The organism is Clavibacter vidaverae (genome assembly GCF_047529985.1).
Taxonomy (GTDB): Bacteria; Actinomycetota; Actinomycetes; order Actinomycetales; family Microbacteriaceae; genus Clavibacter; species Clavibacter nebraskensis_A.
The window spans coordinates 83,352-107,850 of sequence record NZ_JBLJAM010000002.1; the positions used below are offsets into that span (position 1 = coordinate 83,352).

Here is a 24,499-nt window from a genome sequence, read left to right on the forward strand (position 1 = left end):
CGAGGTGGGACGGGCATCCGGTTCGTGCGGGTGCGGGAGGGCCTAGCCCTCCGCGGGGCCCTCGGGGCCGTCGCTCGCGGCGGCGGAGCCCTCCTGATCGGCGGCCTCCTCCATCACGGGAGCGAGGGACAGCTTGCCGCGGTCGTCGATCTTGGTGATCTCCACCAGGATCTTCTGGCCGACGCCGAGCACGTCCTCGACGTTCTCGACGCGCTTGCCGCCGGCGAGCTTGCGGACCTCGCTGATGTGCAGCAGGCCGTCCTTGCCGGGGAGCAGCGAGACGAACGCGCCGAACGTCGCGATCTTGACGACGGTGCCGAGGAAGGACTCGCCGACCTCCGGGTTCGTCGGGTTCGCGATGGCGTTGACCTGCGCACGCGCGGCCTCCGCCGACGGGCCGTCGACGGCGCCGATGTAGACGGTGCCGTCCTCCTCGATGGAGATGTCGGCGCCGGTCTCGTCCTGGATGGCGTTGATCGTCTTGCCCTTGGGGCCGATGAGCTCGCCGATCTTGTCGACGGGGATGTTGACCGAGATCACGCGGGGCGCGGTCGGGGCCATCTCGTCGGGGGCGTCGATGGCCTGGTTCAGCACGCCGAGGATGGCCGTGCGGGCCTCCTTCGCCTGCTTGAGCGCGCCGTCGAGGACCGACGTGGGGATGCCGTCGAGCTTCGTGTCCAGCTGGATGGCCGTGACGAACTCCGACGTGCCGGCGACCTTGAAGTCCATGTCGCCGAGCGCGTCCTCCGCACCGAGGATGTCGGTGAGGGCCGCGTAGCGGACCTGGCCGTCGACGGTGTCGGAGACGAGGCCCATGGCGATGCCGGCGACGGGCGCGCGCAGCGGCACACCCGCGTTCAGCAGCGACAGGGTCGAGGCGCAGACGGAGCCCATCGACGTGGAGCCGTTGGACCCGAGGGCCTCCGACACCTGGCGGATCGCGTAGGGGAAGTCCTCGCGGCTCGGCAGCACCGGCACGAGCGCGCGCTCGGCGAGGAAGCCGTGCCCGATCTCGCGACGCTTCGGCGACCCGACGCGACCGGTCTCACCGGTGGAGTAGGGCGGGAAGTTGTAGTGGTGCAGGTAGCGCTTCTTCGTGATGGGGCTCAGCGAGTCGATCTGCTGCTCCATCTTGAGCATGTTCAGCGTGGTGACGCCCAGGATCTGGGTCTCGCCGCGCTGGAAGATGGCCGAGCCGTGGACGCGCGGGATGACCTGCACCTCGGCGTCGAGCGGACGGATGTCGGCGAGGCCGCGGCCGTCCATGCGGATGCCGTCGCGGAGGATCCGGCCGCGGACGACCGTCTTCGTGACCGACTTGTAGGCGGCGGAGAACTCGGTGAGCGCCGACTGCGGCAGCTCGCCGGCCTCGACCTTGGCGGCCACGGCCTCCTTGGTGCGGGTCTTGAGGGCGTCGTCCGCGTCCTGGCGCTCGATCTTGTCGGCGATCTGGTACACGGTGCCCAGCTCGTCGAGGGCGAGCGCGCTGACGGCGTCGTAGCTCTCCTGCGCGTACGGCAGGAAGACGGGGTAGTCGACCGTCGGCTTCGCGGCCTGCTGCGCGAGCGATGCCTGCGCGGCGACGAGCTGCTGGATGAACGGCTTCGCGGCCTCGAGGCCCTGCGCGACGATGGCCTCGTCGGGCTTCGTGGCGCCGCCCTGGATGAGGTCCCAGGCACCCTCGGTGGCCTCGGCCTCGACCATCATGATCGCGACGTCCTCGTTGCCCTCGGAGTCGGTGACGACGCGGCCGGCGACGGTGATGTCGAAGACGGCCTCCTTGAGCTGCGAGTGCTTCGGGAAGACGACCCACTGGTCGCCGATGAGCGCGAGGCGCACACCCGCGATGGGGCCGGAGAACGGGATGCCCGAGAGCATGCTCGAGGCGCTCGCCGCGTTGATGGCGAGGCTGTCGTAGAACTCGTCCGGCGCGATGCTGAGGACGGTGATGACGACCTGGACCTCGTTGCGGAGGCCCGTGATGAACGACGGGCGCAGCGGCCGGTCGATGAGGCGGCAGACGAGGATCGCCTCGGTGGAGGGGCGGCCCTCGCGACGGAAGAACGAGCCGGGGATCTTGCCGGCGGCGTAGCTGCGCTCCTCGACGTCGATGGTCAGGGGGAAGAAGTCGAAGTTGTCCTTCGGGTGCTTGCCCACCGAGGTGGCGGACAGCAGCATCGTGTCCTCGTCGAGGTACGCGGCGACCGCGCCCTGCGCCTGCTGCGCGAGGCGGCCGGCCTCGAACCGGACCGTGCGCGTTCCGTACTTGCCGTTGTCGAGGACTGCCTCGGCGAACTTGATCTCTGGACCTTCCATTGAGGTCTCTCTCCTTCGTGTTGCGCCTCTCGGCGACGCCCGTCGGGCGCTCGTCCTGCATCCCGTGTGGATGCGGACCTCCTGCGACAGAGGAGGAGCGGGCGAGGCGACACGTCGGTGTCCGCCTGATGCGGATCCCGGGTGCACGTGCGCGGCTGGTTCCGCGCATCGGCCGGTGGCCGACGGCGGCGGGCGCATGTCTGGCCATCAGTGGGAATGCTCCGAGCGACTCGGAATACCACCACCAACGACCAGCTCCTGCCGGCCAGCTCCATCTGTCGTGATCGCATCGTGACGCTGGGCGCCCGCTGGATCACTGCGGCCATGGTAGCACCCGGGCCCTTCCGGGCCCCGGAGGAGGCGGGCTCCCGGGTGTCGGGCGGATGACGCACCCCTTAACGGGGACGAGCCGCCACCCCGGAGGGTGACGGCTCGTCCGTTCGTCGTGATGCGATCAGCGACGCGTGGTGCGTGTCAGCGGCGGATGCCCAGGCGGACGATCAGGGCGCGGTAGCGCTCGATGTCGACGTTGGACAGGTAGCCGAGGAGACGACGACGCTGGCCGACCAGGAGGAGCAGGCCACGACGCGTGTGGTGGTCGTGCTTGTGCTCCTTGAGGTGCTCGGTGAGGCCCGTGATCCGCTTGGTGAGGAGCGCGATCTGCACCTCGGGGGATCCGGTGTCACCGGGGTGGGTCGCGTACTCGTCGATGATCGCCTTCTTGACGTCTGCTTCCAGAGCCATGTGATGATCCCCTCTCGTGTTCGTTGCGCGGCGCCCGTCACAGGATGTGCGAGCTCTCTTGATCCGCGGCCGTTCAGACGGCAACCGCACGAGCATACCAGGGGGCGGGGCTCACGGGGACCGGCCGGTCGGGCGGCGGCCGCCCGCGCGATCCGGCGGCGTCGCCCGTCTCGGCTAGCGTGGAAATCCACTCTAGAGAGACGACGCAGCGACACGTGAGCACCCCGCCCGAGACCTCCCCCATCCCGATCCCCGACGAGCGGCAGGTCCGCGCCAGCCACTTCGTCGACCTGTCGCCGCTCAGGGAGAGCCCGGCGTTCGCCCGGCTCTGGGCCGGCAACGCGATCGCCGGCATCGGCAGCCAGATGACGATCGTGGCGATCGGGCTGCACGTGTACGAGCTGACGGGATCCACCGGCGCCGTCGCGCTCGTGGGCGTGCTGTCGCTGGTGCCGATGATCCTCGCGGGCCTCTACGGCGGCATGCTCGCCGACGCGTTCGACCGGCGGAAGGTCGCGCTCATCGCGTCGTGCGCGGCGTGGGGATCGACCATCGCGCTGGCGCTGCTCGCCTGGACGCACGCGGAGACGGTGTGGTCGCTCTACGCGCTGAGCATCCTCAACGCAGTGGCGGCGACGGTCATCGGGACGAGCCGGCAGGCGATCCTCCCCCGAATCCTGCCGCCGCACCTGCTGCCCGCGGCCAGCGCGCTCGGCGGGATCAGCCTGGGCGTCATGGTCACGGTCGGACCGGCGCTCGCGGGCGTGCTCGTCGCGTCGGTCGGGTTCCAGTGGACCTACACGGTCGACGCCGTGCTGTTCCTCGCGGCGTTCACGGGCGTGCTCGCGCTGCCGCGGATCGCGCCCGAGGGCGAGGTGCAGCGGCCGGGGCTGGCGTCGATCAGGTACGGGCTCGGCTTCTTGAGGACGGCGCCGAACATCCGCATGTCCTTCATCGTCGACATCATCGCCATGACGCTCGGGCAGCCCCGCGTGCTGTTCCCCGCGGTGGGCGCCGTGGTGCTCGGCGGCGGGCCGGTGACCGTGGGGATCCTCACGGCGGCCGGCGCCGTCGGGAGCCTCGTGAGCAGCGTGCTGAGCGGATCCGTGGGCCGGGTCACGCGGCACGGCCGGGCGATCCGCCTCGCCATCGTCGCGTACGGCCTCTCCACCGCCGGCTTCGGCGTCGTGCTCCTCCTCGCCTCGCAGCCGGGCGTGCTGCACGGCATCGGCTCCCGCATCGAGGACGCGAGCGTGCCCGGCATCGTCGCCGCCTCGGTGCTGCTCGCCTGCACGGGCGCGGCCGACAACATCTCCTCGATCTTCCGCAACACGATGCTGCAGACCGCGGTGCCCGACAACATGCGCGGGCGGCTGCAGGGCATCTTCATCGTCGTGGTGACGGGCGGGCCGCGGCTCGGCGACGCGTACATCGGCATCGTCACCGCCTTCGCCGCGCTGTGGGTGCCGTCGCTCGTGGGCGGGCTGCTGATCGCGGTGGTGGTGTGGATCCTCATCCGCTCGCTGCCCTCCTTCGAGCGCTACGACGCGCGGAATCCCACTCCGTGACGCGGCGGCGACGGAGGCGGACGCCCGCGCTCGTGACGCTGGCGGCCCTCGTGCTGGTGATCGTGGCGGCGGTCTTGCAGTGGCGCGGGGACCCGGGATCCGGATCGGGCGCGGCGGGCGGGCCGGCGGCGCCGGGGTCGGGTCTCGGCGCGGAGCCGGGGTCGTACGGATCCGCGCGCCTCGCCCTCGACGCGCTCGAGGTGCGCACCGACGCGCGCGTGCCCGGCTACGACCGCGAGTCGTTCGCATGGCGCACTGACGTCGACCGCAACGGCTGCGACACCCGCAACGACGTGCTGCGGCGCGACCTCGCCGACGTGGGGATCCGGGGCGGGACGCGCGGCTGCGTGGTGCAGGCCGGCACGCTGGAGGACCCGTACTCGGGCGCGCGCGTGGGATTCGACCGGTCGCGGGATCCCGAGGCGGTGCAGATCGACCACGTGGTGTCGCTGTCGGACGCGTGGTCCTCCGGCGCGTGGCGCTGGGACGCCGACTACCGCGCCGCATTCGCGAACGACCCGCTCGAGCTGGTCGCCGCGTCCGCCGCCGAGAACAACGCCAAGTCGGACGCGACGGCCGACGAGTGGCTGCCCGCGGATCCCGCCGACGCCTGCGCGCTCGTGGCCAGGCAGGTGGCGATCAAGGTGCGCACCGAGCTCAGCGTCACGCGGGCCGAGCACGACGCGATGGCGCGCGTGCTCGACGGGTGCGGGGACGTGCCGCTCCTCACGTCCGACGACGTGCGCTGGCCGGCGCCCGCGCGCTGACGGCCGGGCGGCCCGCGTCCGGCGACCCGTCATGACCCCGGGCGATCCGGTCGGCCGCCCGCTCCGAAGAGACTGCAATGCGCCGGACCACCAGAGACGCGATGCACCACGGGTCCGGATGTCATGGGGAGAGCGGTCGCACGGACGGCGCACGGAGAGGGGTCTCGGCGCCGGGACCACGACCGCAGGGCCGGCCCGTCATCGGGTCGGCCCATCTCCCTGCCCTCCGCGGGTGAGCGTCAGGCGAGGAGGCCGAGCACGCCCATCCACGCGGTGCCGACGACGCCCCAGATGACGATGAGCACCACGGCCATCACGAAGCCGACGCGGAACCACTCCCTCGTCGTGACGTAGCCGGATCCGAAGACCACGCCCGACGGCCCCGACGCGTAGTGCGAGATGCCGCCGAACAGGTTTCCGATGAAGCCGAGCACGAGCGCGGCGAACAGCGGCGGCGTGCCGGTCGCGACCGCGGCGCCGAGGAAGACCGCGTACATCGCGACGATGTGCGCCGTGTTCGACGCGAACAGGTAGTGCGAGAAGAAGTAGACGAGCGCGAGCACCGCGAAGGCCCACGGCCAGGGCAGGCCGCCGACGGATCCGGACACGGCGCCGCCCACGAGGTCGATGACGCCGAGCGCGTCGAGCTGGTCGGCCATGCCCACGAGCACCGCGAAGAAGATGAGCGTCGACCAGGCCGACGCGTTCGCGGCGAGGTGCGACCACCTGAGGACGCCCGTGACGAGCAGCACGGCGATGCCGCCGAAGGCCGCGGCGGTCGCGGGGATGCCGAGCAGGGATCCGCCGCACCAGAGCACGAGCAGCAGCACGAACGTCGTCGCCATGATCCGCTCGTGGCCCGACATGCGTCCGAGCCCGCGCAGCTCCTCGCGCGCGTGCGCCGGCGCCTCCGGGGTGCGGGTGAGCGTCGGCGGGTAGACGCGCGACATCGCCCACGGCACGACCACCAGGCTGAGGAGCCCGGGCACGAGCGCCGCGAGGGCCCAGCCGCCCCAGGTGACCTCGATGCCGAGGTCGGCGGCGGCCTTCTGCGCGACGGGGTTGCCGGCCATGGCCGTGACGAACATGGCCGAGGTGACGGTGTTGACCTGGACGCTCGTGAGCGCCAGGTAGGAGCCGAGGCGGCGACGCGAGGCGTCCGAGTCGGGGGTGGATCCCTGCACCCGGCTGAGCGACGCGACGATCGGGTAGACGACGCCGCCGGCGCGTGCGGTGTTCGACGGCGTCGCGGGCGCGAGCACGAGGTCGGTGAGCGCCATGCCGTACGCGAGGCCGAGGCTGGATCCGCCGAGCCGCGACACGAACGCCAGCGCGATGCGGCGGCCGAGGCCCGTGACGAGGAAGCCGTCGGCGATGAAGAACGACGCGACGATGAGCCAGATGGTGGGGTTCGCGAAGCCCTCGAGCGCCTCGCCGTCGGTGCGCATGGTGCCCGTGAACATGGCGACCGCGAGGCCCGTGAGCGCGACGGGCGCGGTGGGCAGCGGCTGGAGGATGAGCGCGAGGACGGTGCCGACGAAGATCCCGGCCATGTGCATGCCGCGCGGGTCGACCCCGGCGGGCGGCGGCACGAGCGCGATGCCGACCGCGACGGCCACGATCACGACGACCTGGATGAGGCGCGTGCGGCGGATCCGGCGGGCGGCGGCGGTTGCGTCAGCCGGCGAGGCAGGCGAGGCCGGCGAGTCCGCCACGGAGGCGACGCCGTCCGGCGCGGGATCCGCCTCGTCGCCGGCCCGGCCGCCCGGCACGGGATCCGTCCCAGTTCCGGGGGCGGACGAGGGGCCGGAGGCTGCGGGAGGAGGGGTCATGACCGGCCCATCCTCCGCGCGTGCGCGGCCGGATGCCACTTGTCTTCATAGTGTTCACGAGGCCGCCGCCGCGGCGTCCCCGTCGCGCGCGGGGCGCCCCGGATCAGGCCGAGAAGCCCGTGGACGTGACGATGTGCAGGCGCTGCGTGGGCCGGGTCATGGCGACGTAGAGGCCGGCGGCCCCGCGCGACGTGTGGGCGAGGATCTCGTCCGGCTCGGCGATGACCACGACGTCGAACTCCAAGCCCTTGGCCTCCTGCGAGCCGAGCACCGCGATGGGCCCGCCGAGGCCGCCCACGCCGATGCCGACCGCGGATCCGAACCGCTCGGCGAGCGCGCGGTGCAGCTCCTCCACGCGGTCGTCGCGGGCGATGACCGCGAGCGTGCCCGCCTCGTCGCCCTCGCGCTCCTCGTCGACCACGTCGACGACCGCCGCGACGACCTCGTCGGCCGCCACCGCGACGGTGTCGATCGGGTGCTCGCCCTCGCGGACGGCGCGCGAGCGGGTGACCGGGAGGCCGTGCGCGATGGCCATGCGCTCGGCGGCCTCGGCGATCCGGGCGGGCGTGCGGTAGTTGACGGTGAGCTCCTCGAGGCGCCACTCCCGGCCGAGCACCGGGCCGAGCGCGTCCTGCCAGCTGGTGACGCCCACGGCCGAGCTGGCCTGGGCGACGTCGCCGACGATCGTGAACGAGCGCAGCGGGCAGCGGCGGAGGAGCACGCGCCACTGCATGGGGCTGAGCTCCTGCGCCTCGTCGACCACGATGTGGCCGTAGGTCCACGTGCGGTCGGATGCGGCGCGCTCGGCGGTCGTGCGCCGCGCGGCCTGCTCGGCGAAGCCCTCCGCGAGGCGCTCGGCCGTGACCATGCCGCCGACGCCCATGTTCTCGATGGCCTGCTCGGCGTTCTCGATGTCGCGGAGGCGCTGCTGCTCGCGCTCCTGCGCGCTCGCGTCGGCCTGCGCGCTGAACTCGCCGAGGAGCTCGGCGGCCTCGTCGAGGAGCGGCACGTCGGCGATCGTTAACGGCGCGTCGCGGTCGCGGCGGAGGAGCGCGCGCTTCTCGGGGCTCCACCGCGGGGTGAGGGAGGCGAGCCAGTTCGGGCGCGCGTAGAGGTCCTGGATGAGCTTCTCGGGGGTGAGCGGAAGCCAGGCGGTGTTGAGCGCGACCTTCACGTCGTACGAGGTGCGGAGGTCCTCGCGGAGCATGGCGAGGTCGCTGTCGTCGAGGGCGCTGCCGTTGCGGCGCATCTGCGAGGCGAGGACCTGGGCGAGGGATCCGAGGGCCGCCTTGTTGAAGACGACGCGCGCCTCGTTGTGCGGCTTCCGGCTGTCCTGCGCGCGGCGGAGCGCGCCCGCCACGAGCGACGGCTCGAGCACGATGCGCTCGCCGTTCACGTCGAGGGTCACGGGCTCGGTGGGGACGACCTGGCGGGAGCGCACGGCGCGCTGCAGGAGGCCGGCCATCTCGGATCCGCCCTTGACGGCCGCGACCTCGGGCTCGTCCTCCGCGGACGCCTCGATGCCGGGGAACAGCTGGCCGACGCTCGCGAGCACGACTCCCGTCTCGCCGAGGGACGGGAGGACGGCCTCGATGTACTGGAGGAAGGAGCGGCTGGGGCCGACGACGAGCACGCCCGAGGACGCGAGGCGGTCGCGGTGCGAGTAGAGGAGGTACGCCGCGCGGTGCAGCGCGACCGCGGTCTTGCCCGTGCCCGGCCCGCCCTGCACGACGAGGACGCCGCGGAGGTCGGAGCGGATGATGCGGTCCTGCTCGGCCTGGATCGTGGCGACGATGTCGTTCATCCGGCCGGTGCGTCCCGCGGCGAGCGCGGCGAGCAGCGCGCCCTCGCCCTGGAGGCTGGTGCGGCCCTCGTCGAGCAGCGTGGGGTCGAAGACCTCGTCCTCGACGTGCACGACCTCGCGGCCGCGCGTGGTGAGGTGCCGGCGCGCGCGGGCGCCGAGCGGGGTGGCGGCGGTGGCCTGGTAGAACGCGCTCGCCTGCGGCACGCGCCAGTCGAGGAGGAGGGGCTGGAGGTCGTCGTCGCGGAGGCCGATGCGGCCGATGTAGCGGTAGACGGGATCCCCGTCGCCCGCCGGGCGCACGGGCGCGGCGTCGCGCGGCTCGTCCTCCGGCAGGTGCCCGTCCTCGAACTCGAGGCGGCCGAACACCAGGCGCTCGTCGACCTCGCGGAGCGCCTGCAGGCGGTCCTCGTAGATGCGGGCGAACGCGTCGCGCTCCGAGCGGTTCTGGTGCGTGCCGCCCGTGGGGCTGTCCCGCACCGCCGTCAGCTGCTCGCGGGTCTCCGCGCGCACCGCGTCGAGTCGTCCGTAGAGGCGGCCGACGTACGCCCGCTCGCGATCCAGCTCCGTACCGGTCACCTGCACACACCCCTCGGGAATCCGGCGTCAATCCTACCGAGCCGAGGGGGTCGTCCCGGACCGCGGCCGGGGCGCCCGGCCCGGCCGGCGGGAGGGTCGGGCGGGGTCAGCGGGGTGTGCCGACCAGGCGCCGCGCGGCAGGTGCGGAGGCCTGCGGGCGCCGACGGAGCGCGCGGCGGCGGGCGTTCTCGGAGCGGGCCGTGAGGATCAGGACCAGCACCACGCCGATGAGCGCGCCCAGCCCGTTGTGCAGGAGGTCGCGGACGTCCGAGACGCGCGTGGGGAGGAACGCCTGCGCGGTCTCGATGAGCGCGGAGAGGCCCACGCCGATCGCGACGGCGAGCCACCAGCGCGACCGGCCGAGGAGCAGCACCAGGAACATGCCGACGGGCAGGAACATGACGACGTTCGCGGCGCCCTCCACGAGCGAGTACGTGATCCACGAGGTGCCGTCGTGCCGGTGCAGGGAGCGCAGGGCGCGGAACAGGAAGCCGTCGATGCGGCGGTCGTAGGGCTCCGGCGACAGCGTGATCCACGCGACGAGCCCCAGGTACAGGGCGGTCGCGGTTCCGAGGACGGGGTGGCGGAGGAGCATCCGTCCATCATCCGGGCATTCCCCTGGGTGCCGGATCCGCCGGAGGTGCCGGTTCCGTGACCTCCTGTTGCGATCCGCCCGTCCTCGGGGATGACGCCGTGCCACCATGTGCCTGCAGCGCACCCGCGAAGCCTCGCGTCCCGCCCGCATCCGCGGTCCGGACACCGCCTGCGATCAGTTCCCGCTCGCCGCGGGCGGTCGTGCGAGGCCGCCCGACGGCATGAGAGACCCGCGGAGGTCCACATGCTCGACAGCACCGACTCGATCCAGACGTCCCACGCCGGCAGCCTGCCGCGGACGGACGCGCTCATCGCCGCCAACGCGGCCCGCGCCGAGGCGCGCGCGGCCGTGCTCACGGGCGGCGGCGGCAGCGGCCACGGCGGCGCTCCCGCTCCCGCCGACGACGGCCTCGACGCCGTGCTCGCCGACGCGGTCGACGGCCTCGTCGCCCGCCAGCGCGAGGTCGGGATCACCGTCCCCGGCGACGGCGAGTACGGCAAGGCCATGTCGAGCGCGATCGACTACGGCGCCTGGTGGTCGTACTCGTTCCAGCGCCTCAGCGGCCTCGAGCTCGTGCCCGGCGGCCCCTTCTCGTCGGAACCCGTGCGCAGCTCGCCGGGCGACGTGCGCCTCACGACCTTCCCCGACCGCCGCGACTGGACGATCTTCGCCGAGGCGTACCGCGACCCGTCGAGCGGCATCACGGTCGGCGACGCCCCCATCGCGTTCCCGAGCGCCACCGGGCCGGTCTCCTACACGGGGCACGACGCGATCCAGGCGGACATCGCGCACCTGAGACACGCGCTCGACGCGAACGGGTACGAGGAGGGCTTCATCACGTCCCTCTCCCCCGGCAGCGCGTCGCGCATCGGCAACCTGCACTACGCGACGGAGGAGGAGTTCATCTGGGCGTGCGCCGACGCGATGCGCGAGGAGTACGTCGCGATCCTCGACGCGGGGCTCGTGCTCCAGATCGACGACCCGTCCATCGCGGAGAACTGGGACCAGATCAACCCGGAGCCGAGCGTGGAGGACTACCTGGCGTTCACGCGCATCCGGGTGGAGGCGCTCAACCACGCGCTGCGCGGGCTGCCGCAGGAGCGGATCCGGTTCCACCTGTGTTGGGGCTCGTGGCACGGGCCGCACACGACCGACATCGAGTTCCGGCACATCGTGCGGACGATGCTCGACATCGACGCGGGCGCCTACTCGTTCGAGGGCGCGAACGCGCGGCACGAGCACGAGTGGCGTGTGTGGGAGGACGTGGAGCTGCCGGACGGGAAGCTGATCGTGCCGGGCGTCGTCGGGCACGCGACCAACGTGGTCGAGCACCCGGAGCTCGTCGCCGACCGGATCGAGCGCTACGCGCGGCTCGTGGGGCGGGAGCGCGTGATCGCGTCGACGGACTGCGGGCTCGGCGGGCGGATCCACCCGCAGATCGCGTGGGCGAAGCTCGAGAGCCTGGCGCAGGGCGCGGAGATCGCGACGCGGCGGCTCTGGCGCTGAGCCCCGCGTGACGACAGGAGGGCCGGACGCGTGACGCGTCCGGCCCTCCTGTCGTCCACGCGTCGCGTCAGAGCGTGAGGATGGCGTGCACGTCGCGGCCCCCGAGGCGCTCCCGGCCGCCGAGGCCGTCGAGCTCGAGCACCACGCCGATGCCCGCGACCTCGTAGCCGGCGCGCTCCAGCAGGCGGGCGGCCGCCTCGAGGGTGCCGCCGGTCGCGAGGACGTCGTCGAGGAGCAGCACGCGGGATCCGGGCATGAGCTGTCCCGGGTGCAGCTCGATGGCGGCCTCGCCGTACTCCAGGTCGTAGGTCTCGCGCAGCACCTCGCCGGGGAGCTTGCCGGCCTTGCGCACCGCGAGGGTGCCGACGCCGGACGCGTACGCGGCCGCCGCGGCGAGCAGGAAGCCGCGCGCCTCGACGCCCGCCACCGCGTCGACGGGTCCTCCGGCGGCCACGAGGTCGTCGACCACGGCGCGGAGGGCCGTGCCGTCCGCGAGCACGGGGGTGAGGTCCCGGAAGAGGATCCCGGGCTGCGGGAAGTCGGGGACGGTGAGCAGGAGGGTCGCGACGAGGTCGGAGACGGGGGTGTCAGGCACCCGACAACGGTAGTCGGTGCCCGGGCGGCGGCGGTCCGTCAGGCGGATGTGGTGGGCTGGGCGCTCCCCCGCCCGACCCCGCATGCCGCCCTGAGGAGCCCATGGACGTCGTCGAGATCCTGCGCGACCTCGTCGCGCGCGCCACCGCCGTCGAGGCGCCGCTGGAGACGGGACCCGCGCTCGCGGCCGTCGCGCTCGCCGCGGTCCTCGTGCTCCTGCCGCCCGCGTGGCGGCTGACCCGGCACGCCGTGACGATCGTGCACGAGGGCGGCCACGGGCTCGCGGCGACGCTGAGCGGGCGGCGGCTCGCGGGGATCCGGCTGCACTCCGACACCTCGGGCCTCACCGTGAGCGTCGGCCGTCCGCGCGGCCCGGGCATGGTCGTGACCCTGCTCGCCGGCTACCCGGCCCCGGCGCTCGCGGGCCTCGGCGCCGCGTGGCTCGCCGGGCAGGGTCGCTCGGCCGCCGTGCTCTGGCTGTGGCTCGTGCTGCTGGCGCTCGTCGTGATCCAGGTGCGCAACTGGTTCGGGCTGTGGTCGTGCCTCGTCGCCGGGGTCGTGGTCGGCGTCGTCGCGGGCGCCGCGCCGGTCGTCGTGCAGGGCGTCGCCGCGCACGCGCTGGCGCTCTTCCTGCTGCTCGGGGCCCTGCGCGCGACGCTCGAGCTGCAGCGGTCGCGATCCCGACGCGGCGGCGGCGCGTCCGACGCCGACCAGCTCGGTCGGCTCACGCACCTGCCGGGGATCCTGTGGGTCGGCGTGCTCGCCCTGGTCGCGGCCGCGTGCCTCGTCGGCGGCGTCGTGCTGCTCGGGATCCCCGCGCTGCTCGGCCGCTGACCAGACCCGGAGACGACGCGGCCGCCGCGCCCGGGTGGGACGCGACGGCCGCGGACCTAAGGAGGGCCCTACATCTCCTCGTGCGTGTCCGGGTCGCCGTCCCAGAGGCGCGACTGCGGCCCGGAACCGATCGCGCGCACCTCCTCCTCGGTGAGCTCGAAGCCGAAGACGTCGAGGTTCTGGCGCTGGCGCTCGGGATCCGTCGACCGCGGGATGGGCAGCGCGCCCGACTGGACGTGCCAGCGGAGCACCGCCTGCGTCGGGGTCACGCCGTGGGCCTCGGCGGCGGCGACCACGTGCGGGTCCTGCATGAGCTGCTCGCGCGTCCCCAGCGGCGACCAGCTCTCCGTGACGATGCCGTGCTCGGCGTGGAAGGCCCGCAGCGCGCCTTGCGCGAAGGTCGGGTGCAGCTCCACCTGGTTCACGACGGGCAGGACGCCCGTCTCCTCCTGGAGGCGCGTGAGGTGCGCGGGCGTGAAGTTCGAGACGCCGATGGAGCGGACGAGGCCGCGCTCCTTCAGCTCGATGAACGCGCGCCAGCTGTCGACGTACCTGTCGACGCTCGGGTTCGGCCAGTGGATGAGGTACAGGTCCACGTGGTCGACGCCGAGCGACGCGCGCGACTCCTCGAAGGAGGCGAGCGTCTCCTCGTAGCCGTGGTGGCGGCCGGGCAGCTTGGTGGTGAGGAAGAGCTCTTCGCGCGGGACGCCGGAGCGGCGCATCCCCTCGCCCACCGCGGCCTCGTTGCCGTAGTTGAGGGCCGTGTCGAGCAGGCGGTAGCCGGCGCCGATCGCGCCGGACACGAGCTCGGCGCCCGCGTCGTCGTTCAACCCGTAGGTGCCGAGGCCGATGGCGGGGATGCGGTTCCCGTCGGACAGTTCCAGTGTGGGGATCGTGGTCATCCCCTCACGCTACGCCGGGGCGTCAGGCGCGGTCGGTGGGAGCGGATCCGGCGTCGGCGGGGGCCGTGACGGCCGCGTCGTCCGCGTCGGCGTCACGCGCGTCGGCCGCGTGGTCGCGCCCGAAGACCGTGGTGATCGCCCACGCGATCATGCCGCAGACGGTGAGGATGTCGGCCACGTTGAAGACCGCGAACCACTCCACCGCGATGAAGTCGACGACGTGCCCGGACAGCGGGCCGTCCTCCGCGCGCGTGATCCGGTCGAAGAGGTTGCCGAGCGCGCCCGCGAGCACCGCGGAGAGCAGCAGCACCTGCAGGAGCGAGGCGCGGTGGCGGATCTGCCAGCCCACCCAGACCGCGAGGCCGAGCGCGAGCGCGATGATCCCGATGGTGAGCACCGGGCCCACCTCGGCGCCCATGCCGAAGGAGACGCCCGGGTTGTAGACGAGGGCGAAGCGCGCGGTCGGGAACAGCTCGATCTGCCGACCGCCGCCGAGGGCGTCGACGGCCCAGCGCTTGCTGAGCTGGTCGAGCACGAAGCCCACCACCACCACGACCGCCGCGAGCGCCACGACGACGGGGCGGGAGATGCGGGGACGGCGTGCGGCGGGGGGTGCGGTGGTCACGCGACGAGCCTAGGCGGTGGGCGCGGCCGGATCCTCCGGGTCGTCGGCGACGGACGGCGCGAGCGGCGCGGCGGCGGCGCGATCGCGGATCCTGGTGGCGGCCTCCCGCGGGAAGGTGCTTCGGACGAGGTGGCGCGTGCCGTCGGCCGACTCGATCGCGACCGCGGGCCCGGCGTCGAGCAGGATCGCGGCGCCGCCGCCCGGCAGCGACCGGACGCCGAGGCCGCCGACGGTCCGCGGCCGGAGGTGGTCGACGACGGTGCAGTCCGCGATGGCCGAGTACGGGATCCGGATGCGCTTCAGCGGCACGAGCGCCACCTCCACGTCGTCGGGGTCCAGCGTGATGCGGATCCGCAGCGAGCCCACCACCGCTCCCGCGACCAGGAGCACCAGGGCCGCGACGACGCCGGCCGCGGAGGCGCCGGTCGCGACCAGGACGACGACGCCCGCCGCCGCGATCGCGAGCCCGCCGATGCGGATCGCGCGCGGGGCGGGCGTGGTCTGGCGGAAGCGCGCGTCGGGTGAGGGCGTGGTCACGCCCTCACCCTAGGTGCGCGGGGTACCGGACGGGTCAGGCGCGACGGGTCAGGCGTGCTGCTCGTCGTGCTCGCCCTCGGCGATCTCCTCGATCAGCTTCGCGTTGAACGCGGGCAGGTCGTCGGGGTTGCGGCTCGTGACGAAGCCGCTGTCGACCACGACCTCCTCGTCGACCCACTCGGCGCCCGCGTTGCGGAGGTCGGTGGCGAGGGTCGGGTACGAGGTCATGCGGCGGCCGTCGACCACGCCGGCCTCGATGAGGATCCACGGCGCGTGGCAGATGGACGCGACGGGCTTGCCCGCCGTGAAGAAGGCCTTCGCGAAGGCGACCGAGTCGGCGTCCACGCGGAGGTCGTCCGCGTTCACGACGCCGCCGGGCAGCACGAGGCCGTCGTACTCGGACGCGTCGGCGTCCGCCACCTGCACGTCCACGTCGAACGTGTCCGCCTTGTCGATGTGGTTGAGACCCTGCACGGTGTCCGACTTCGGGGACACGAGCACGGGCGTGCCGCCGGCCTCCTGCACGGCCTTCCACGGCTCCGTCAGCTCGACCTGCTCGAAGCCGTCGGTCAGCAGGAAGGCCACCTTGCGGCCCTGGATGCTCTCTCCGGTCATGTGCGTTCCTCCTCGTGAGAGTGTCGCCGCCCGGTCGGACGGCCTCTTCGACGCTACGCTCGCGCGCCGTCGGCGACCGCGGTGCGGAAGACGTTCACAGGGCGTCCGGAGACGGCGGTGTCGATCGCGAAGACGCCGCCCGAGAGCGGGTGCTCCTCGAGCTGCTCCTCCGTGAGGTTCTCGCGCGCGGTGCCGATGACGAGGGTGCGGAGGTCGGGCCCCGCGAAGGCGACCGACGTGACGTTCGGGGCCGGGATCTCGATCTCGAGGTCCTTCGTGCCGTCGGGCGCCCAGCGGACGACCTTGCCCGCGCCGTAGATCCCGTTCCACGCGTACCCGTCGGCGTCGAGGGTGAGGCCGTCGCTCATCTCGCCGTGGATCCAGTGCTCCGGCTCCCCCAGCTCGCCGTCGGCCGAGTAGGGCGCGCGGTAGACGGTCTGCTCGGACGTGTCGGTGAGGATCATGGTGCGGCCGCCGTCAGTCCACTCGAAGCCGTTGGTGATGGCGAAGCCGCCGAGGAGCGTGCGCAGGGCGCCCGACCCGTCGACCGAGTAGACGGCCGCGTCGGGCTCGCCGTCGGTCACGTCCATGGAGCCGATGACGAAGCGGCCCGCGGGGTCGACCTTGCCCTCGTTGAGGCGCATGCCGTCGTGCGCGTGGTCGACCTTGGCGAGCTCGCGCGTGATGCGGCCGGCGGCGTCGACGAGCACGATGCGGTCGCCGAGCCCCGCGACGAAGCCGCCGTCGTCGGCCGGCTGGAAGGACGCGAGCGGCGGCGGCAGCTCGAGCACGGTGTCGTCGGATCCGTCGGCCGCGCCCGTCCACGGGCTCCGGTGCAGCGTGCCCGCGGTGATGTCGTTCCACATCACGTCGCCGGCGGGATCCCACCAGAGGCTCTCGACGAGGATCGCGCGGGCGTCGCGGAGGACGCGGAGGTCGGACGTGAGGACGGTCATGGATCCAGCCAAGCACCGGCGGCGCCCGGTCGTCGGCCGGGCGAACCGGCGGCCCGCGACCCTGGACGCGGACTGTGAGCGCACTCACCGTTCGTGCGACACGGATGCGCCGGGCGTACCGTCGAGGGGAGGCCGGATGACGTGCGCACGCACGCCCGGCCCGCGGGGCCCCATCCCACCGGATGCCGCCCCGCACGGATCGGGAACCCCCGACCCCACGAACGAACAGAACGAGGAGTCGCACATGACCACGACCGTCGAACGCCCCACCCGCGCATCCGAGAAGGCCACCCAGCCCGAGGGCTCCAAGCCCACCAAGCGCCAGAACGCGGAGCGCGGGTTCAAGGCCTCCGAGCAGCTGCACGAGAACATGCAGAAGGTGCTCGTCGACCTGATCGAGCTCCACATCCAGGGCAAGCAGGCGCACTGGAACGTCGTCGGCAAGAACTTCCGCGACCTGCACCTGCAGCTCGACGAGATCATCGAGTCGGCGCGCGAGTTCAGCGACGACCTGGCCGAGCGCATGCGCGCCCTGCACGCCACGCCGGACGGCCGCAGCGACACCGTCGCCGAGACCACGACGCTCCCCGAGTACCCGCAGGGCGAGGTCGACACGGCCGAGACCGTGGACCTCGTCACCCAGCGCCTCGAGGCCGCCGTGCACACCATGCGCGAGGTGCACGACGACGTCGACGAGGAGGACCCGACCACCGCGGACCTGCTTCACGGCTTCATCACCGCGCTCGAGCAGTACGCGTGGATGGTTTCCGCGGAGAACCGCCGCGTCGGCTCGGCCGCCGAGTAGCGCCACCACCATCACGGACCGAGGGCCGCGCCGCCAGGTGCGGCCCTCGGCATGTCCGCCACCGCACGACGACGCCCGCAGGGGCAGTGAGGAGATCGACATGGATCTCGGCATCACCGGCAGGACCGCGCTCATCACGGGCGCCGACTCGGGGATCGGGTGGGAGACCGCCCGCATCCTCCTCAGCGAGGGCGCGACCGTCGTCCTCAGCGACCAGGACCAGGGCGCGCTCGACGAGGCCGCCGCGAAGCTCGACGGCGGGGACCGCGTGCACGCGTTCGCGGCCGACGTGACGAGCGTCGACTCGCTCGCCGCGCTCCACGAGAAGGTGCAGGAGGCGGTCGGCGACATCGACATCCTCGTGCAGTCCGCGGGCATCACCGGCGCGCAGGGCCTCTTCCACGAGATCGACGACGCGGGCTGGACGAACACCATCGAGGTCGACCTCCTCGGACCCGTGCGCCTCGTGAAGCAGTTCCTCCCCTCGCTCCGGAAGGGCGGCTGGGGCCGGATCGTGTTCCTCGCCTCCGAGGACGCGGTGCAGCCGTACGACGACGAGCTCCCCTACTGCGCCGCCAAGGCCGGGATCCTCGCGCTGTCGAAGGGCCTCTCGCGCAGCTACGCGAAGGAGGGCCTGCTGGTGAACGCGGTGTCGCCCGCCTTCATCCACACGCCCATGACCGACGCGATGATGGACAAGCGCGCCGACCAGCTGGGCACGTCCAAGGACGAGGCCATCGAGTCGTTCCTCGACGAGGAGCGCCCCTACATGGAGCTGAAGCGCCGCGGCGAGCCGGCCGAGGTCGCGAACGTCGTCGCCTTCCTCTGCTCCGACCTCGCGTCGTTCGTCAACGGCTCGAACTACCGCGTCGACTCCGGATCGGTGGCGACGATCTGATGGCGGGCCTCGAGAAGGGCGACCACGTCACCTGGAACACGCCCCAGGGCGAGACCCACGGCAAGGTCGTCGAGGAGAGGACGAAGGACTTCCAGCACGACGGGCAGCACTTCCGCGCGTCCGAGGACGAGCCGGCGTACATCGTGGAGAGCGACAAGTCCGGCAAGACCGCGGCCCACAAGGGATCCGCGCTGACGAAGAGGAAGTAGGGATCCTCCCCCGCGGGTACCGGCGACCGGTACCCGCGGGGGGCGTCCCGCCCGGGAGCCCGCGCCTAGGCTGTGGCCGATGGACACCGGGACCGCCGCCGCGACGCGCTCGACGTCGACGCGGGCGCCTCGGCACCGCGACGGCGCCGAGATCGCCGTCGACGCCGTCCTCGGGATCGTGCTCGCCGGCCTGGCCCTCGCCCCGCCGGTGGACGTGCAGGAGGCCGGCTTCCTCGTCGCGGTCCTGGCCCTGGCGGCCGTCGTCGTCCGGTCGATCTCCCCGAGCGCGGCGCTCGTCCTGGCCTGGGCCATGGCGCTCATCCAGTGGCAGCACGGGGAGCGGCCCGGCTTCGCCGACCTCGCGCTCCTGCTCGTCCTCTACTCGACCGCCCGCCGCGGGGCGCGCGCGACGGCCGTCCTCGGGGCCGCGTCGGCGGTCGTGGGCGGATCGATGGCCACGGTCTACCTGCTGCACACGGGCGCCCGCTACTCGCTCCTGATCAACCCGGGCGGGCCCGGCTCGGTGATCTTCGTGCTGGCCCCGGTCCTGATGCTGCTGCTCGCGTGGCTGACCGGCCTCGTCGTGCGCGTGGTCCGCGCCCGTGGATCCGAGTCCCGCCTCCGCGTCCAGGCCGAGGACACCGCCGTCCGCGCCGTCGACCTCGCGCAGGCCGAGACGCTGCGGGCGAGCATGGCGCGCGACGTGCACGACATCGTCGGGCACTCGCTCGCCGTGATCATCGCCCAGGCCGACTCCGTGCAGTTCCTCGACGACGAGGAGCGGATCCGCGGCGTCTCCGCCACCATCGCCGACACCGCGCGCCGCTCGCTCGCCGAGGTGCGCGAGGTGCTGAGCGGCACGAGCACGACCGAGGCCGACGACGGGCCCGAGGACCTCGACGCGGTGGTCGCGCAGGTGCGGGCGGCGGGCGTCGACCTCGCGCACGAGCTGCGCGGCACACGGCGGGCGGTGGATCCCGCGCGCCAGGTGGTCATCCGCCGCGTCGCACAGGAGATGACCACGAACGCCATGCGGCACGGCGAACCGGGCGGACGGATCCGCCTGCGGGAGACCTGGCGCGCCGCGGACCTCGTGCTCGAGGTCGAGAACCCGGTCGCCCGACGCGGCGCCGTCACCGACCGCACCGGCCCGCTCGGCATCGAGGCGCTGCGCGTCGGCACCGGGGTCGAGGGCATGCGCGCCCGTCTCGCCGCCGTCGGCGGCGACCTCGAGGCCGAGCCCGTCGACGACCTCTTCACCGCCCGCGCCCGCATCCCGCTGCCGGGCGCCCACCCGATCCCCGTGCCCGGAGGCCGCCCGTGATCCGCATCGTGCTCGTCGACGACCAGGAGCTGTTCCGCGGCGGCGTGCGCGTCGCCCTCGACGCCCAGCCCGACCTCGAGGTGGTCGGCGAGGCCGGCGACGGGCGCGAGGGGCTCGCCGTGATCGACGCGGCCCGGCCGGACGTCGTGCTCCTCGACATGCGCATGCCCGTCATGGACGGACTGGAGACCGTGCGCGCGCTCTTCGACGGGAGCCGCGCGGATCCGCCCCGCGTCATCGTCCTGACGACGTTCGCGCTCGACCGGGCCTCGGCCACCGCGATCCGCGGCGGGGCGAGCGGGTTCCTCCTCAAGGACGCGACGCCCGCCTTCCTCGCCGCCGCGATCCGCGCCGTGCACGCCGGCAGCGCCGTGCTCGCGCCGGACGAGCTCACGCAGCTGTTCACGCCGGACGCCGCCGCCGCGCCCGCTCCCCCGGCGCCGCCCGCGTTCCGCTCGCTGAGCGCGCGCGAGAAGGACGTCTTCGGGCACGTGGCCCGCGGTCTGTCGAACGCGGAGGTCGCGGCCCTGGAGTTCGTGAGCGAGTCGACCGTGAAGACGCACGTCAGCAGCATCCTCGCGAAGCTCGCGCTCCGGGACCGCGTGCAGCTCGTCGTGTACGCGCACGACCACCGGCTCGTGGAGCGGTCGGGGGCGTAGGCGCCGTCCGCGTCCGCGGGGTGCCCGCCGGTCAGCCGCCGAGCGCGCCGCCGCAGCGGTGGATGCCGGTCGCGAGGGCGTCGATCTCGGCGCGCGCGGACTCCGCTAGGACGGACGGGTCCACGTCCTCCGCCCAGATCGTGAAGGCCACCTCGGTGCCGTCCTCGGCGTCGGCGATGCCGGTGAGGCCGTGCATCCGCTCGAGCGTGCCCGTCTTGCCGCGGATCCGACCCGCCGCCGCGTCCGCGTCGCCGGTGAACCGGCCGCCCTCCGCGAGCGTGCCCGTGCGCCCCGCGACGGCGAGACCGGCGTCGACGATGGCGAGGTCGCCGCGGTGCTCCGCGATGCGCACCATGAGCCGGGTGAGGAGCGCGGCCGGCACGCGGTTCGCGTCCGACAGGCCCGAGCCGTCGACCAGGACGGCCCCGTCGGCGGGCAGGTCGAGGTCCGCGAGGGCGGCCGGCGTGCCGCGCTGGATGTCGGCGGCCGCGCTGCCCGCGCCGGTCTCGATCGCGACGAGCCGCGCGAGGGTCTCCGCGAGCGTGTCGTCCGAGTGCGTGAGCATGTGGCCGACGAGCTCGCGGACGGGCGCCGACTCCACGGTGCCGAGCACGGCGGATCCGGGCGCCGCGGTGACGAGCGGGCCGCCAGCCGCCACGTCGTCGCCGAGGAGCGGCGCGAAGGCCTCGGCCGCCCGCGCGACGGCCGCCTCGCCGCGGCGCGAGTAGGGCTCGGCCGGGTCGTCGCGGTCGCCGTCGACCATGAGCGCCGTGATGTTCGACATGGATCCGCCGCGTCGAGCCTCGAGCGGCCACTCCGGCAGCCAGGCCGGCCCGGTGAAGAGCGAGCTGTCCACCTGCAGGCGCCGGATGGGGACGTCCGCGAGGTCGGGATCCCGTCGCCGCGCGTCGAGCACCTGCCGCGCGAGGTCGTCGAGGTGCGGGGCGTCCGGGTAGACGCCGTCCGTGCCGGACGGGAGGCGGCTGAGCGTGGGATCGCCGCCGCCGACGAGGACGACCGTGTCGGCGCGCGCCCCCTGGACGACGCGCGTGGCCACGCGGCGGTCGGGGCCGAGCGCCTCGACGGCGGCCGCCGCCGTGAGGACCTTCATGGTGCTGGCCGTGACCGCGGGCTCGTCGGCGCGCACGGCGATCAGCTGCTCGCCGGCGCCGCCGTCGACCTCCGCCGCGGAGAGGTGCAGCGTGCCCGTGGACCAGCCGCCGGTGAGCGCCTCCACGGTGCACGACGCGGGATCCGCCGACGCGCCGCCGACGGGCGACGGGAGGATCCCCGTGACGAGGCCCGTGCCCACGACGGCGGTCGCGACCACGGCCGCGAGCAGCGCGCGCCGACGCCGGGCGACGCGCGCGCTGGGGCGCGGGGTCCGGCGCACGGGCGCGGGGCGGGATCCGTTCATCTCCCCAGGGTAGGAAACGCAGGGATCCACCGCCTCCGCCGCGGGTGCCGGCGGCTCCCCCGAGCGGACGACCCGCCGGGCGGACGCCTGCGCTCAGCGCAGCAGGCCGCCCTGCCGCCCCGACTCGGCCCACGCGAGCGCGCGCGTGACGACGCGCTCGCTCACGTCGAGCACGCGCGCGATCTCCGCGGTGTCGCGGCCCTTCGAGCGCTCCTCGACGGCGATCATCAGCTTGCGGCGCGTGATGCCCTTCGGCAGCGACGGCGGCGCGGGCGCGGCGGGCGCGACGGCGACCTCGGGCACGGACGTCCCGCCGGAGCGGCGCCGGCGCCGCTCGGACTCGGTCGTCGCCTCGACCGTGGCGAGCGCGAGCGTGACGGCGAAGAGCCCGCGGCCGGCCTCGGTGCCCGCCTCCAGACCGTCGCGGATGGCACGGAAGGCGATGCCGCGGGCCTCGAGCCCGTTGAGGATCCGCACCACGTCGGCCGTGCCGGGCCCCAGCCGGTCGAGGCTCACGACGAGGAGCTCGTCGTTCTCGCGGAGGTAGTCGAGCGCGTCCTGCAGGCCGGGGCGCGCGACCTTCGGGCCGCCCGCGACGTCGACGAAGATCCGCTCGCAGCCGGCCGCGTCGAGGGCGTCGACCTGGTCCTGGTACGGCTCCTCGGAGCGCGCGACGCGGACGTACCCGACGAGCGTGGTCATGCGTGGTCCCTCCCCGCGTGCGCCCCCGCGTCACGCGACGACGGACGGGCGCCGAGATGGCGCCCGTCCGTCGCGTTCATGCGTCGATCAGCTCGCGTCGTCCGACTGCGGCGACGCGGTCTCCTTCTTCTCCTGCAGGCGCTCGATCTGCTCGCTCGCCTCGGCCTTGTTGAGGTCGGCGGGGATCTCCTCGCCGGCCTGGCTCGCGAGCGAGTCGAGGTAGCTGCGCTGCGCGCCCGTCATCGGCTCGTCGCCCGTGACCCACGTGCTCGGGTCCTTCTCGGCGCTCTGGGGCGGCGTGGGCGTGGAGGAGCCGAGCATCTCCTTGTCGTCGCCGGTGGTGTCCTGGTTCGCATCGCTCATGGTCGTGCCTCCTCGTGGTGGTGCCTCCGACGCTACTCGCGACGGACGACAGGGGACGGGGCCGCGGGGGCTCCGCGGACGCTCGGCGGCTAGCGCCGACCGCCGCGCAGGAGCGCCTCGCGGTGCTCGGTGACCGCCTGGAGCAGGCGGCGCTCGTCGTCCAGGTGCCCGGCCTCCGATCGCCCGGACGCCGCGGGCCGCTCGGACAGCATCCGCTGCCGGGCGAACGCCAGCCGGGTCGCGTCGCGGGTGAACAGGACCATCGCCCGGCCCGCGTCGCCGCCGCGCGTGCGCGCCCAGAGGCGAGCGCGGCGGCGGCCCTGCCAGGTGCTCAGCATCTCTACCTCGGCGGGCGTGAACCAGCCGACGGCCGCGTACTCCCGGAGGCGCCGGCGCGTGAGGTGGATCTCGTAGCGGCGCAGCAGGATCACGACCACCACGAGGAACGCGAAGATCGGCACCTGCAGCAGCACGTAGAAGGAGAGGAAGTCGCCCGTGATGGTGACGCCCGTATTCCAGAGGGCGTGCAGCACGATCGCGCCGACGAGCCCGATCGCGCCGAACCCGAGCGCCGCGCCCGGCCCGCGTCGGGCGCCGTAGCCGATGGCGATGCCGGTGATCATCGTGAAGGTCACGTGCGCGAACGGCGAGAACAGGCCCCGCAGCACGAAGGTGCCGACGAGCGTGCCGGCCGTGCCCGAGACGAGCGGGCCGCCGAAGTAGACGATGTTCTCGGTGAAGGCGAACCCGGCCGCGATGGTGGCGCCGTAGACGATGCCGTCGACGGGCCCGTCGAAGTGGCGCCGGGCGACCCAGAAGATGAGGAGCAGGCCGATGGCCTTCGCGGACTCCTCCACCACGGGCGCCTGGACGGCGAGCTGCAGGAACTCGGTGTACCGCGTGGGCACGCCCACGGCCAGGCGCGCGTACTGCACGACCAGGTCGAAGAGCAGCGCGATCGCGACCGACGCGGCGGCGCCCCACAGCAGCGCGAAGAGGAGGGCGAGGCGCGGTTCGGGCTCCCACCTGTCGACCCAGCGGATCGCGAGGAGCACGCCGGCGAGCGGGATGAGGGCGAGGACCGCGCAGATCGCGACGGCCTCGATCCCGAGGCTGAGCACGAGGTACGCCGCGACGACGAGGCCGACGAGCAGCAGCACGGCGACCCCGACGACGCCGAGCACGGCCGACGCGGTGATGCGCGACGGCCCGTGCGGGGTCGGCAGCTCCATGGCGGCGGGCGGCGAGGCCGGCGAGGGGCGGTGGACGGTCACGGGGACGGACGGGTCGGTCACGACGGCCCTCTCTTCGGCGGATCGGCGTCGCCAGCCTACCGACGGGATCCGCGGCC

Annotated in this window: 24 protein-coding genes; 9 read left to right on the top strand and 15 right to left on the bottom strand. The window is 73.7% G+C overall.

Annotation, left to right across the window (positions count from 1 at the left end; translation table 11 throughout):
* Nucleotides 1–42: 42 nt before the first annotated feature.
* Complete coding sequence (locus ACMT9T_RS13125) at nt 43–2,316, bottom strand: polyribonucleotide nucleotidyltransferase (protein WP_414745965.1); 2,274 nt, start codon at nt 2,314–2,316, stop codon at nt 43–45.
* A 474-nt stretch (nt 2,317–2,790) separates the two neighbouring features.
* Entirely contained in the window at nt 2,791–3,060 is a 270-nt protein-coding gene (gene rpsO, locus ACMT9T_RS13130) for a 30S ribosomal protein S15 (protein ID WP_086514442.1), read from the bottom strand.
* A gap of 215 nt (nt 3,061–3,275) precedes the next feature.
* Between rpsO and ACMT9T_RS13135 the strand changes: the two genes are divergently transcribed.
* Nucleotides 3,276–4,628 carry an MFS transporter gene (locus tag ACMT9T_RS13135; RefSeq protein WP_414745966.1) on the top strand — a complete coding sequence of 451 codons (1,353 nt, stop codon included), beginning with the start codon at nt 3,276–3,278 and terminating at the stop codon, nt 4,626–4,628.
* A 32-nt stretch (nt 4,629–4,660) separates the two neighbouring features.
* Complete coding sequence (locus ACMT9T_RS13140) at nt 4,661–5,395, top strand: HNH endonuclease family protein (RefSeq protein ID WP_414745967.1); 735 nt, start codon at nt 4,661–4,663, stop codon at nt 5,393–5,395.
* A gap of 239 nt (nt 5,396–5,634) precedes the next feature.
* Here the strand turns inward: ACMT9T_RS13140 and ACMT9T_RS13145 are convergent, their stop codons facing one another.
* The 3 genes from ACMT9T_RS13145 to ACMT9T_RS13155 all read right to left on the bottom strand — a co-directional run bounded on the left by ACMT9T_RS13145 (nt 5,635) and on the right by ACMT9T_RS13155 (nt 10,202).
* Entirely contained in the window at nt 5,635–7,227 is a 1,593-nt protein-coding gene (locus ACMT9T_RS13145; RefSeq protein WP_414745968.1) for a DASS family sodium-coupled anion symporter, read from the bottom strand.
* Nucleotides 7,228–7,330: 103 nt separating this feature from the next.
* Nucleotides 7,331–9,607 (bottom strand): HelD family protein, encoded by a 2,277-nt coding sequence (locus tag ACMT9T_RS13150; RefSeq protein WP_414745969.1) that lies wholly within the window; start codon nt 9,605–9,607, stop codon nt 7,331–7,333.
* Between the two features lie 106 nt (nt 9,608–9,713).
* Nucleotides 9,714–10,202: a VanZ family protein gene (locus ACMT9T_RS13155; protein WP_414745970.1), complete on the bottom strand. Its 489-nt coding sequence runs from the start codon at nt 10,200–10,202 to the stop codon at nt 9,714–9,716.
* A 243-nt stretch (nt 10,203–10,445) separates the two neighbouring features.
* On the opposite strand from ACMT9T_RS13155, the gene ACMT9T_RS13160 reads away from it, so the two are divergent.
* On the top strand, nt 10,446–11,708 hold the full coding sequence (locus ACMT9T_RS13160; protein WP_414745971.1) for a cobalamin-independent methionine synthase II family protein: 1,263 nt from the start codon (nt 10,446–10,448) through the stop codon (nt 11,706–11,708).
* Between the two features lie 67 nt (nt 11,709–11,775).
* Here the strand turns inward: ACMT9T_RS13160 and ACMT9T_RS13165 are convergent, their stop codons facing one another.
* Nucleotides 11,776–12,303, bottom strand: a complete 528-nt coding sequence (locus ACMT9T_RS13165; RefSeq protein ID WP_414745972.1) for an adenine phosphoribosyltransferase — start codon at nt 12,301–12,303, stop codon at nt 11,776–11,778.
* 101 nt (nt 12,304–12,404) lie between these two features.
* Between ACMT9T_RS13165 and ACMT9T_RS13170 the strand changes: the two genes are divergently transcribed.
* Nucleotides 12,405–13,136 (top strand): M50 family metallopeptidase, encoded by a 732-nt coding sequence (locus ACMT9T_RS13170; RefSeq protein WP_414745973.1) that lies wholly within the window; start codon nt 12,405–12,407, stop codon nt 13,134–13,136.
* Nucleotides 13,137–13,204: 68 nt separating this feature from the next.
* On the opposite strand, the gene ACMT9T_RS13175 is transcribed toward ACMT9T_RS13170, so the two are convergent.
* The 5 genes from ACMT9T_RS13175 to ACMT9T_RS13195 are packed head-to-tail and all read right to left on the bottom strand — an operon-like array spanning nt 13,205 to nt 16,771.
* On the bottom strand, nt 13,205–14,038 hold the full coding sequence (locus ACMT9T_RS13175) for an aldo/keto reductase (protein WP_414745974.1): 834 nt from the start codon (nt 14,036–14,038) through the stop codon (nt 13,205–13,207).
* A gap of 22 nt (nt 14,039–14,060) precedes the next feature.
* Entirely contained in the window at nt 14,061–14,663 is a 603-nt protein-coding gene (locus ACMT9T_RS13180; protein ID WP_414745975.1) for a signal peptidase II, read from the bottom strand.
* 9 nt (nt 14,664–14,672) lie between these two features.
* On the bottom strand, nt 14,673–15,200 hold the full coding sequence (locus ACMT9T_RS13185; protein WP_414745976.1) for a hypothetical protein: 528 nt from the start codon (nt 15,198–15,200) through the stop codon (nt 14,673–14,675).
* A 48-nt stretch (nt 15,201–15,248) separates the two neighbouring features.
* Nucleotides 15,249–15,815 carry a type 1 glutamine amidotransferase domain-containing protein gene (locus ACMT9T_RS13190; RefSeq protein WP_414745977.1) on the bottom strand — a complete coding sequence of 189 codons (567 nt, stop codon included), beginning with the start codon at nt 15,813–15,815 and terminating at the stop codon, nt 15,249–15,251.
* 53 nt (nt 15,816–15,868) lie between these two features.
* A complete protein-coding gene (locus tag ACMT9T_RS13195) occupies nt 15,869–16,771 on the bottom strand; it encodes an SMP-30/gluconolactonase/LRE family protein (RefSeq protein ID WP_414745978.1) in 903 nt (300 codons plus the stop codon).
* A gap of 244 nt (nt 16,772–17,015) precedes the next feature.
* Between ACMT9T_RS13195 and ACMT9T_RS13200 the strand changes: the two genes are divergently transcribed.
* The 5 genes from ACMT9T_RS13200 (at nt 17,016) to ACMT9T_RS13220 (ending at nt 20,666) form a co-directional block, all read left to right on the top strand.
* On the top strand, nt 17,016–17,576 hold the full coding sequence (locus tag ACMT9T_RS13200; RefSeq protein ID WP_414745979.1) for a Dps family protein: 561 nt from the start codon (nt 17,016–17,018) through the stop codon (nt 17,574–17,576).
* 100 nt (nt 17,577–17,676) lie between these two features.
* Entirely contained in the window at nt 17,677–18,474 is a 798-nt protein-coding gene (locus ACMT9T_RS13205) for an SDR family NAD(P)-dependent oxidoreductase (RefSeq protein ID WP_414745980.1), read from the top strand.
* A complete protein-coding gene (locus ACMT9T_RS13210) occupies nt 18,474–18,683 on the top strand; it encodes a hypervirulence associated TUDOR domain-containing protein (RefSeq protein WP_414745981.1) in 210 nt (69 codons plus the stop codon). Before ACMT9T_RS13205 ends, ACMT9T_RS13210 begins: the two co-directional genes overlap by 1 nt.
* A 79-nt stretch (nt 18,684–18,762) precedes the next feature.
* Nucleotides 18,763–20,007, top strand: coding sequence for a sensor histidine kinase (locus tag ACMT9T_RS13215; RefSeq protein WP_414745982.1), 1,245 nt, complete (start codon nt 18,763–18,765; stop codon nt 20,005–20,007).
* Nucleotides 20,004–20,666 (top strand): response regulator, encoded by a 663-nt coding sequence (locus ACMT9T_RS13220; RefSeq protein WP_414745983.1) that lies wholly within the window; start codon nt 20,004–20,006, stop codon nt 20,664–20,666. The genes ACMT9T_RS13215 and ACMT9T_RS13220 overlap by 4 nt, the downstream gene beginning before the upstream one ends.
* Before the next feature lie 31 nt (nt 20,667–20,697).
* Here ACMT9T_RS13220 and ACMT9T_RS13225 read toward each other — a convergent pair whose 3' ends face one another.
* The 4 genes from ACMT9T_RS13225 to ACMT9T_RS13240 all read right to left on the bottom strand — a co-directional run bounded on the left by ACMT9T_RS13225 (nt 20,698) and on the right by ACMT9T_RS13240 (nt 24,443).
* A complete protein-coding gene (locus ACMT9T_RS13225) occupies nt 20,698–22,083 on the bottom strand; it encodes a D-alanyl-D-alanine carboxypeptidase/D-alanyl-D-alanine-endopeptidase (RefSeq protein WP_414745984.1) in 1,386 nt (461 codons plus the stop codon).
* 93 nt (nt 22,084–22,176) lie between these two features.
* Nucleotides 22,177–22,785 (bottom strand): recombinase family protein, encoded by a 609-nt coding sequence (locus tag ACMT9T_RS13230; protein WP_414745985.1) that lies wholly within the window; start codon nt 22,783–22,785, stop codon nt 22,177–22,179.
* Between the two features lie 87 nt (nt 22,786–22,872).
* Nucleotides 22,873–23,148: a DUF3072 domain-containing protein gene (locus ACMT9T_RS13235; protein WP_414745986.1), complete on the bottom strand. Its 276-nt coding sequence runs from the start codon at nt 23,146–23,148 to the stop codon at nt 22,873–22,875.
* Nucleotides 23,149–23,237: 89 nt separating this feature from the next.
* Nucleotides 23,238–24,443, bottom strand: coding sequence for a PrsW family intramembrane metalloprotease (locus ACMT9T_RS13240; protein WP_414745987.1), 1,206 nt, complete (start codon nt 24,441–24,443; stop codon nt 23,238–23,240).
* Nucleotides 24,444–24,499: the final 56 nt, after the last annotated feature.

What these genes read in the sequence shown, in the direction of transcription:
- ACMT9T_RS13125 (WP_414745965.1), bottom strand. Translation starts at nt 2,316, where the DNA reads ATGGAAGGTCCAGAGATCAAGTTCGCCGAGGCAGTCCTCGACAACGGC.
- rpsO (WP_086514442.1), bottom strand. Translation starts at nt 3,060, where the DNA reads ATGGCTCTGGAAGCAGACGTCAAGAAGGCGATCATCGACGAGTACGCG.
- ACMT9T_RS13145 (WP_414745968.1), bottom strand. Translation starts at nt 7,227, where the DNA reads ATGACCCCTCCTCCCGCAGCCTCCGGCCCCTCGTCCGCCCCCGGAACT.
- ACMT9T_RS13155 (WP_414745970.1), bottom strand. Translation starts at nt 10,202, where the DNA reads ATGCTCCTCCGCCACCCCGTCCTCGGAACCGCGACCGCCCTGTACCTG.
- ACMT9T_RS13160 (WP_414745971.1), top strand. Translation starts at nt 10,446, where the DNA reads ATGCTCGACAGCACCGACTCGATCCAGACGTCCCACGCCGGCAGCCTG.
- ACMT9T_RS13170 (WP_414745973.1), top strand. Translation starts at nt 12,405, where the DNA reads ATGGACGTCGTCGAGATCCTGCGCGACCTCGTCGCGCGCGCCACCGCC.
- ACMT9T_RS13175 (WP_414745974.1), bottom strand. Translation starts at nt 14,038, where the DNA reads ATGACCACGATCCCCACACTGGAACTGTCCGACGGGAACCGCATCCCC.
- ACMT9T_RS13190 (WP_414745977.1), bottom strand. Translation starts at nt 15,815, where the DNA reads ATGACCGGAGAGAGCATCCAGGGCCGCAAGGTGGCCTTCCTGCTGACC.
- ACMT9T_RS13195 (WP_414745978.1), bottom strand. Translation starts at nt 16,771, where the DNA reads ATGACCGTCCTCACGTCCGACCTCCGCGTCCTCCGCGACGCCCGCGCG.
- ACMT9T_RS13200 (WP_414745979.1), top strand. Translation starts at nt 17,016, where the DNA reads ATGACCACGACCGTCGAACGCCCCACCCGCGCATCCGAGAAGGCCACC.
- ACMT9T_RS13205 (WP_414745980.1), top strand. Translation starts at nt 17,677, where the DNA reads ATGGATCTCGGCATCACCGGCAGGACCGCGCTCATCACGGGCGCCGAC.
- ACMT9T_RS13210 (WP_414745981.1), top strand. Translation starts at nt 18,474, where the DNA reads ATGGCGGGCCTCGAGAAGGGCGACCACGTCACCTGGAACACGCCCCAG.
- ACMT9T_RS13215 (WP_414745982.1), top strand. Translation starts at nt 18,763, where the DNA reads ATGGACACCGGGACCGCCGCCGCGACGCGCTCGACGTCGACGCGGGCG.
- ACMT9T_RS13225 (WP_414745984.1), bottom strand. Translation starts at nt 22,083, where the DNA reads ATGAACGGATCCCGCCCCGCGCCCGTGCGCCGGACCCCGCGCCCCAGC.
- ACMT9T_RS13230 (WP_414745985.1), bottom strand. Translation starts at nt 22,785, where the DNA reads ATGACCACGCTCGTCGGGTACGTCCGCGTCGCGCGCTCCGAGGAGCCG.
- ACMT9T_RS13235 (WP_414745986.1), bottom strand. Translation starts at nt 23,148, where the DNA reads ATGAGCGATGCGAACCAGGACACCACCGGCGACGACAAGGAGATGCTC.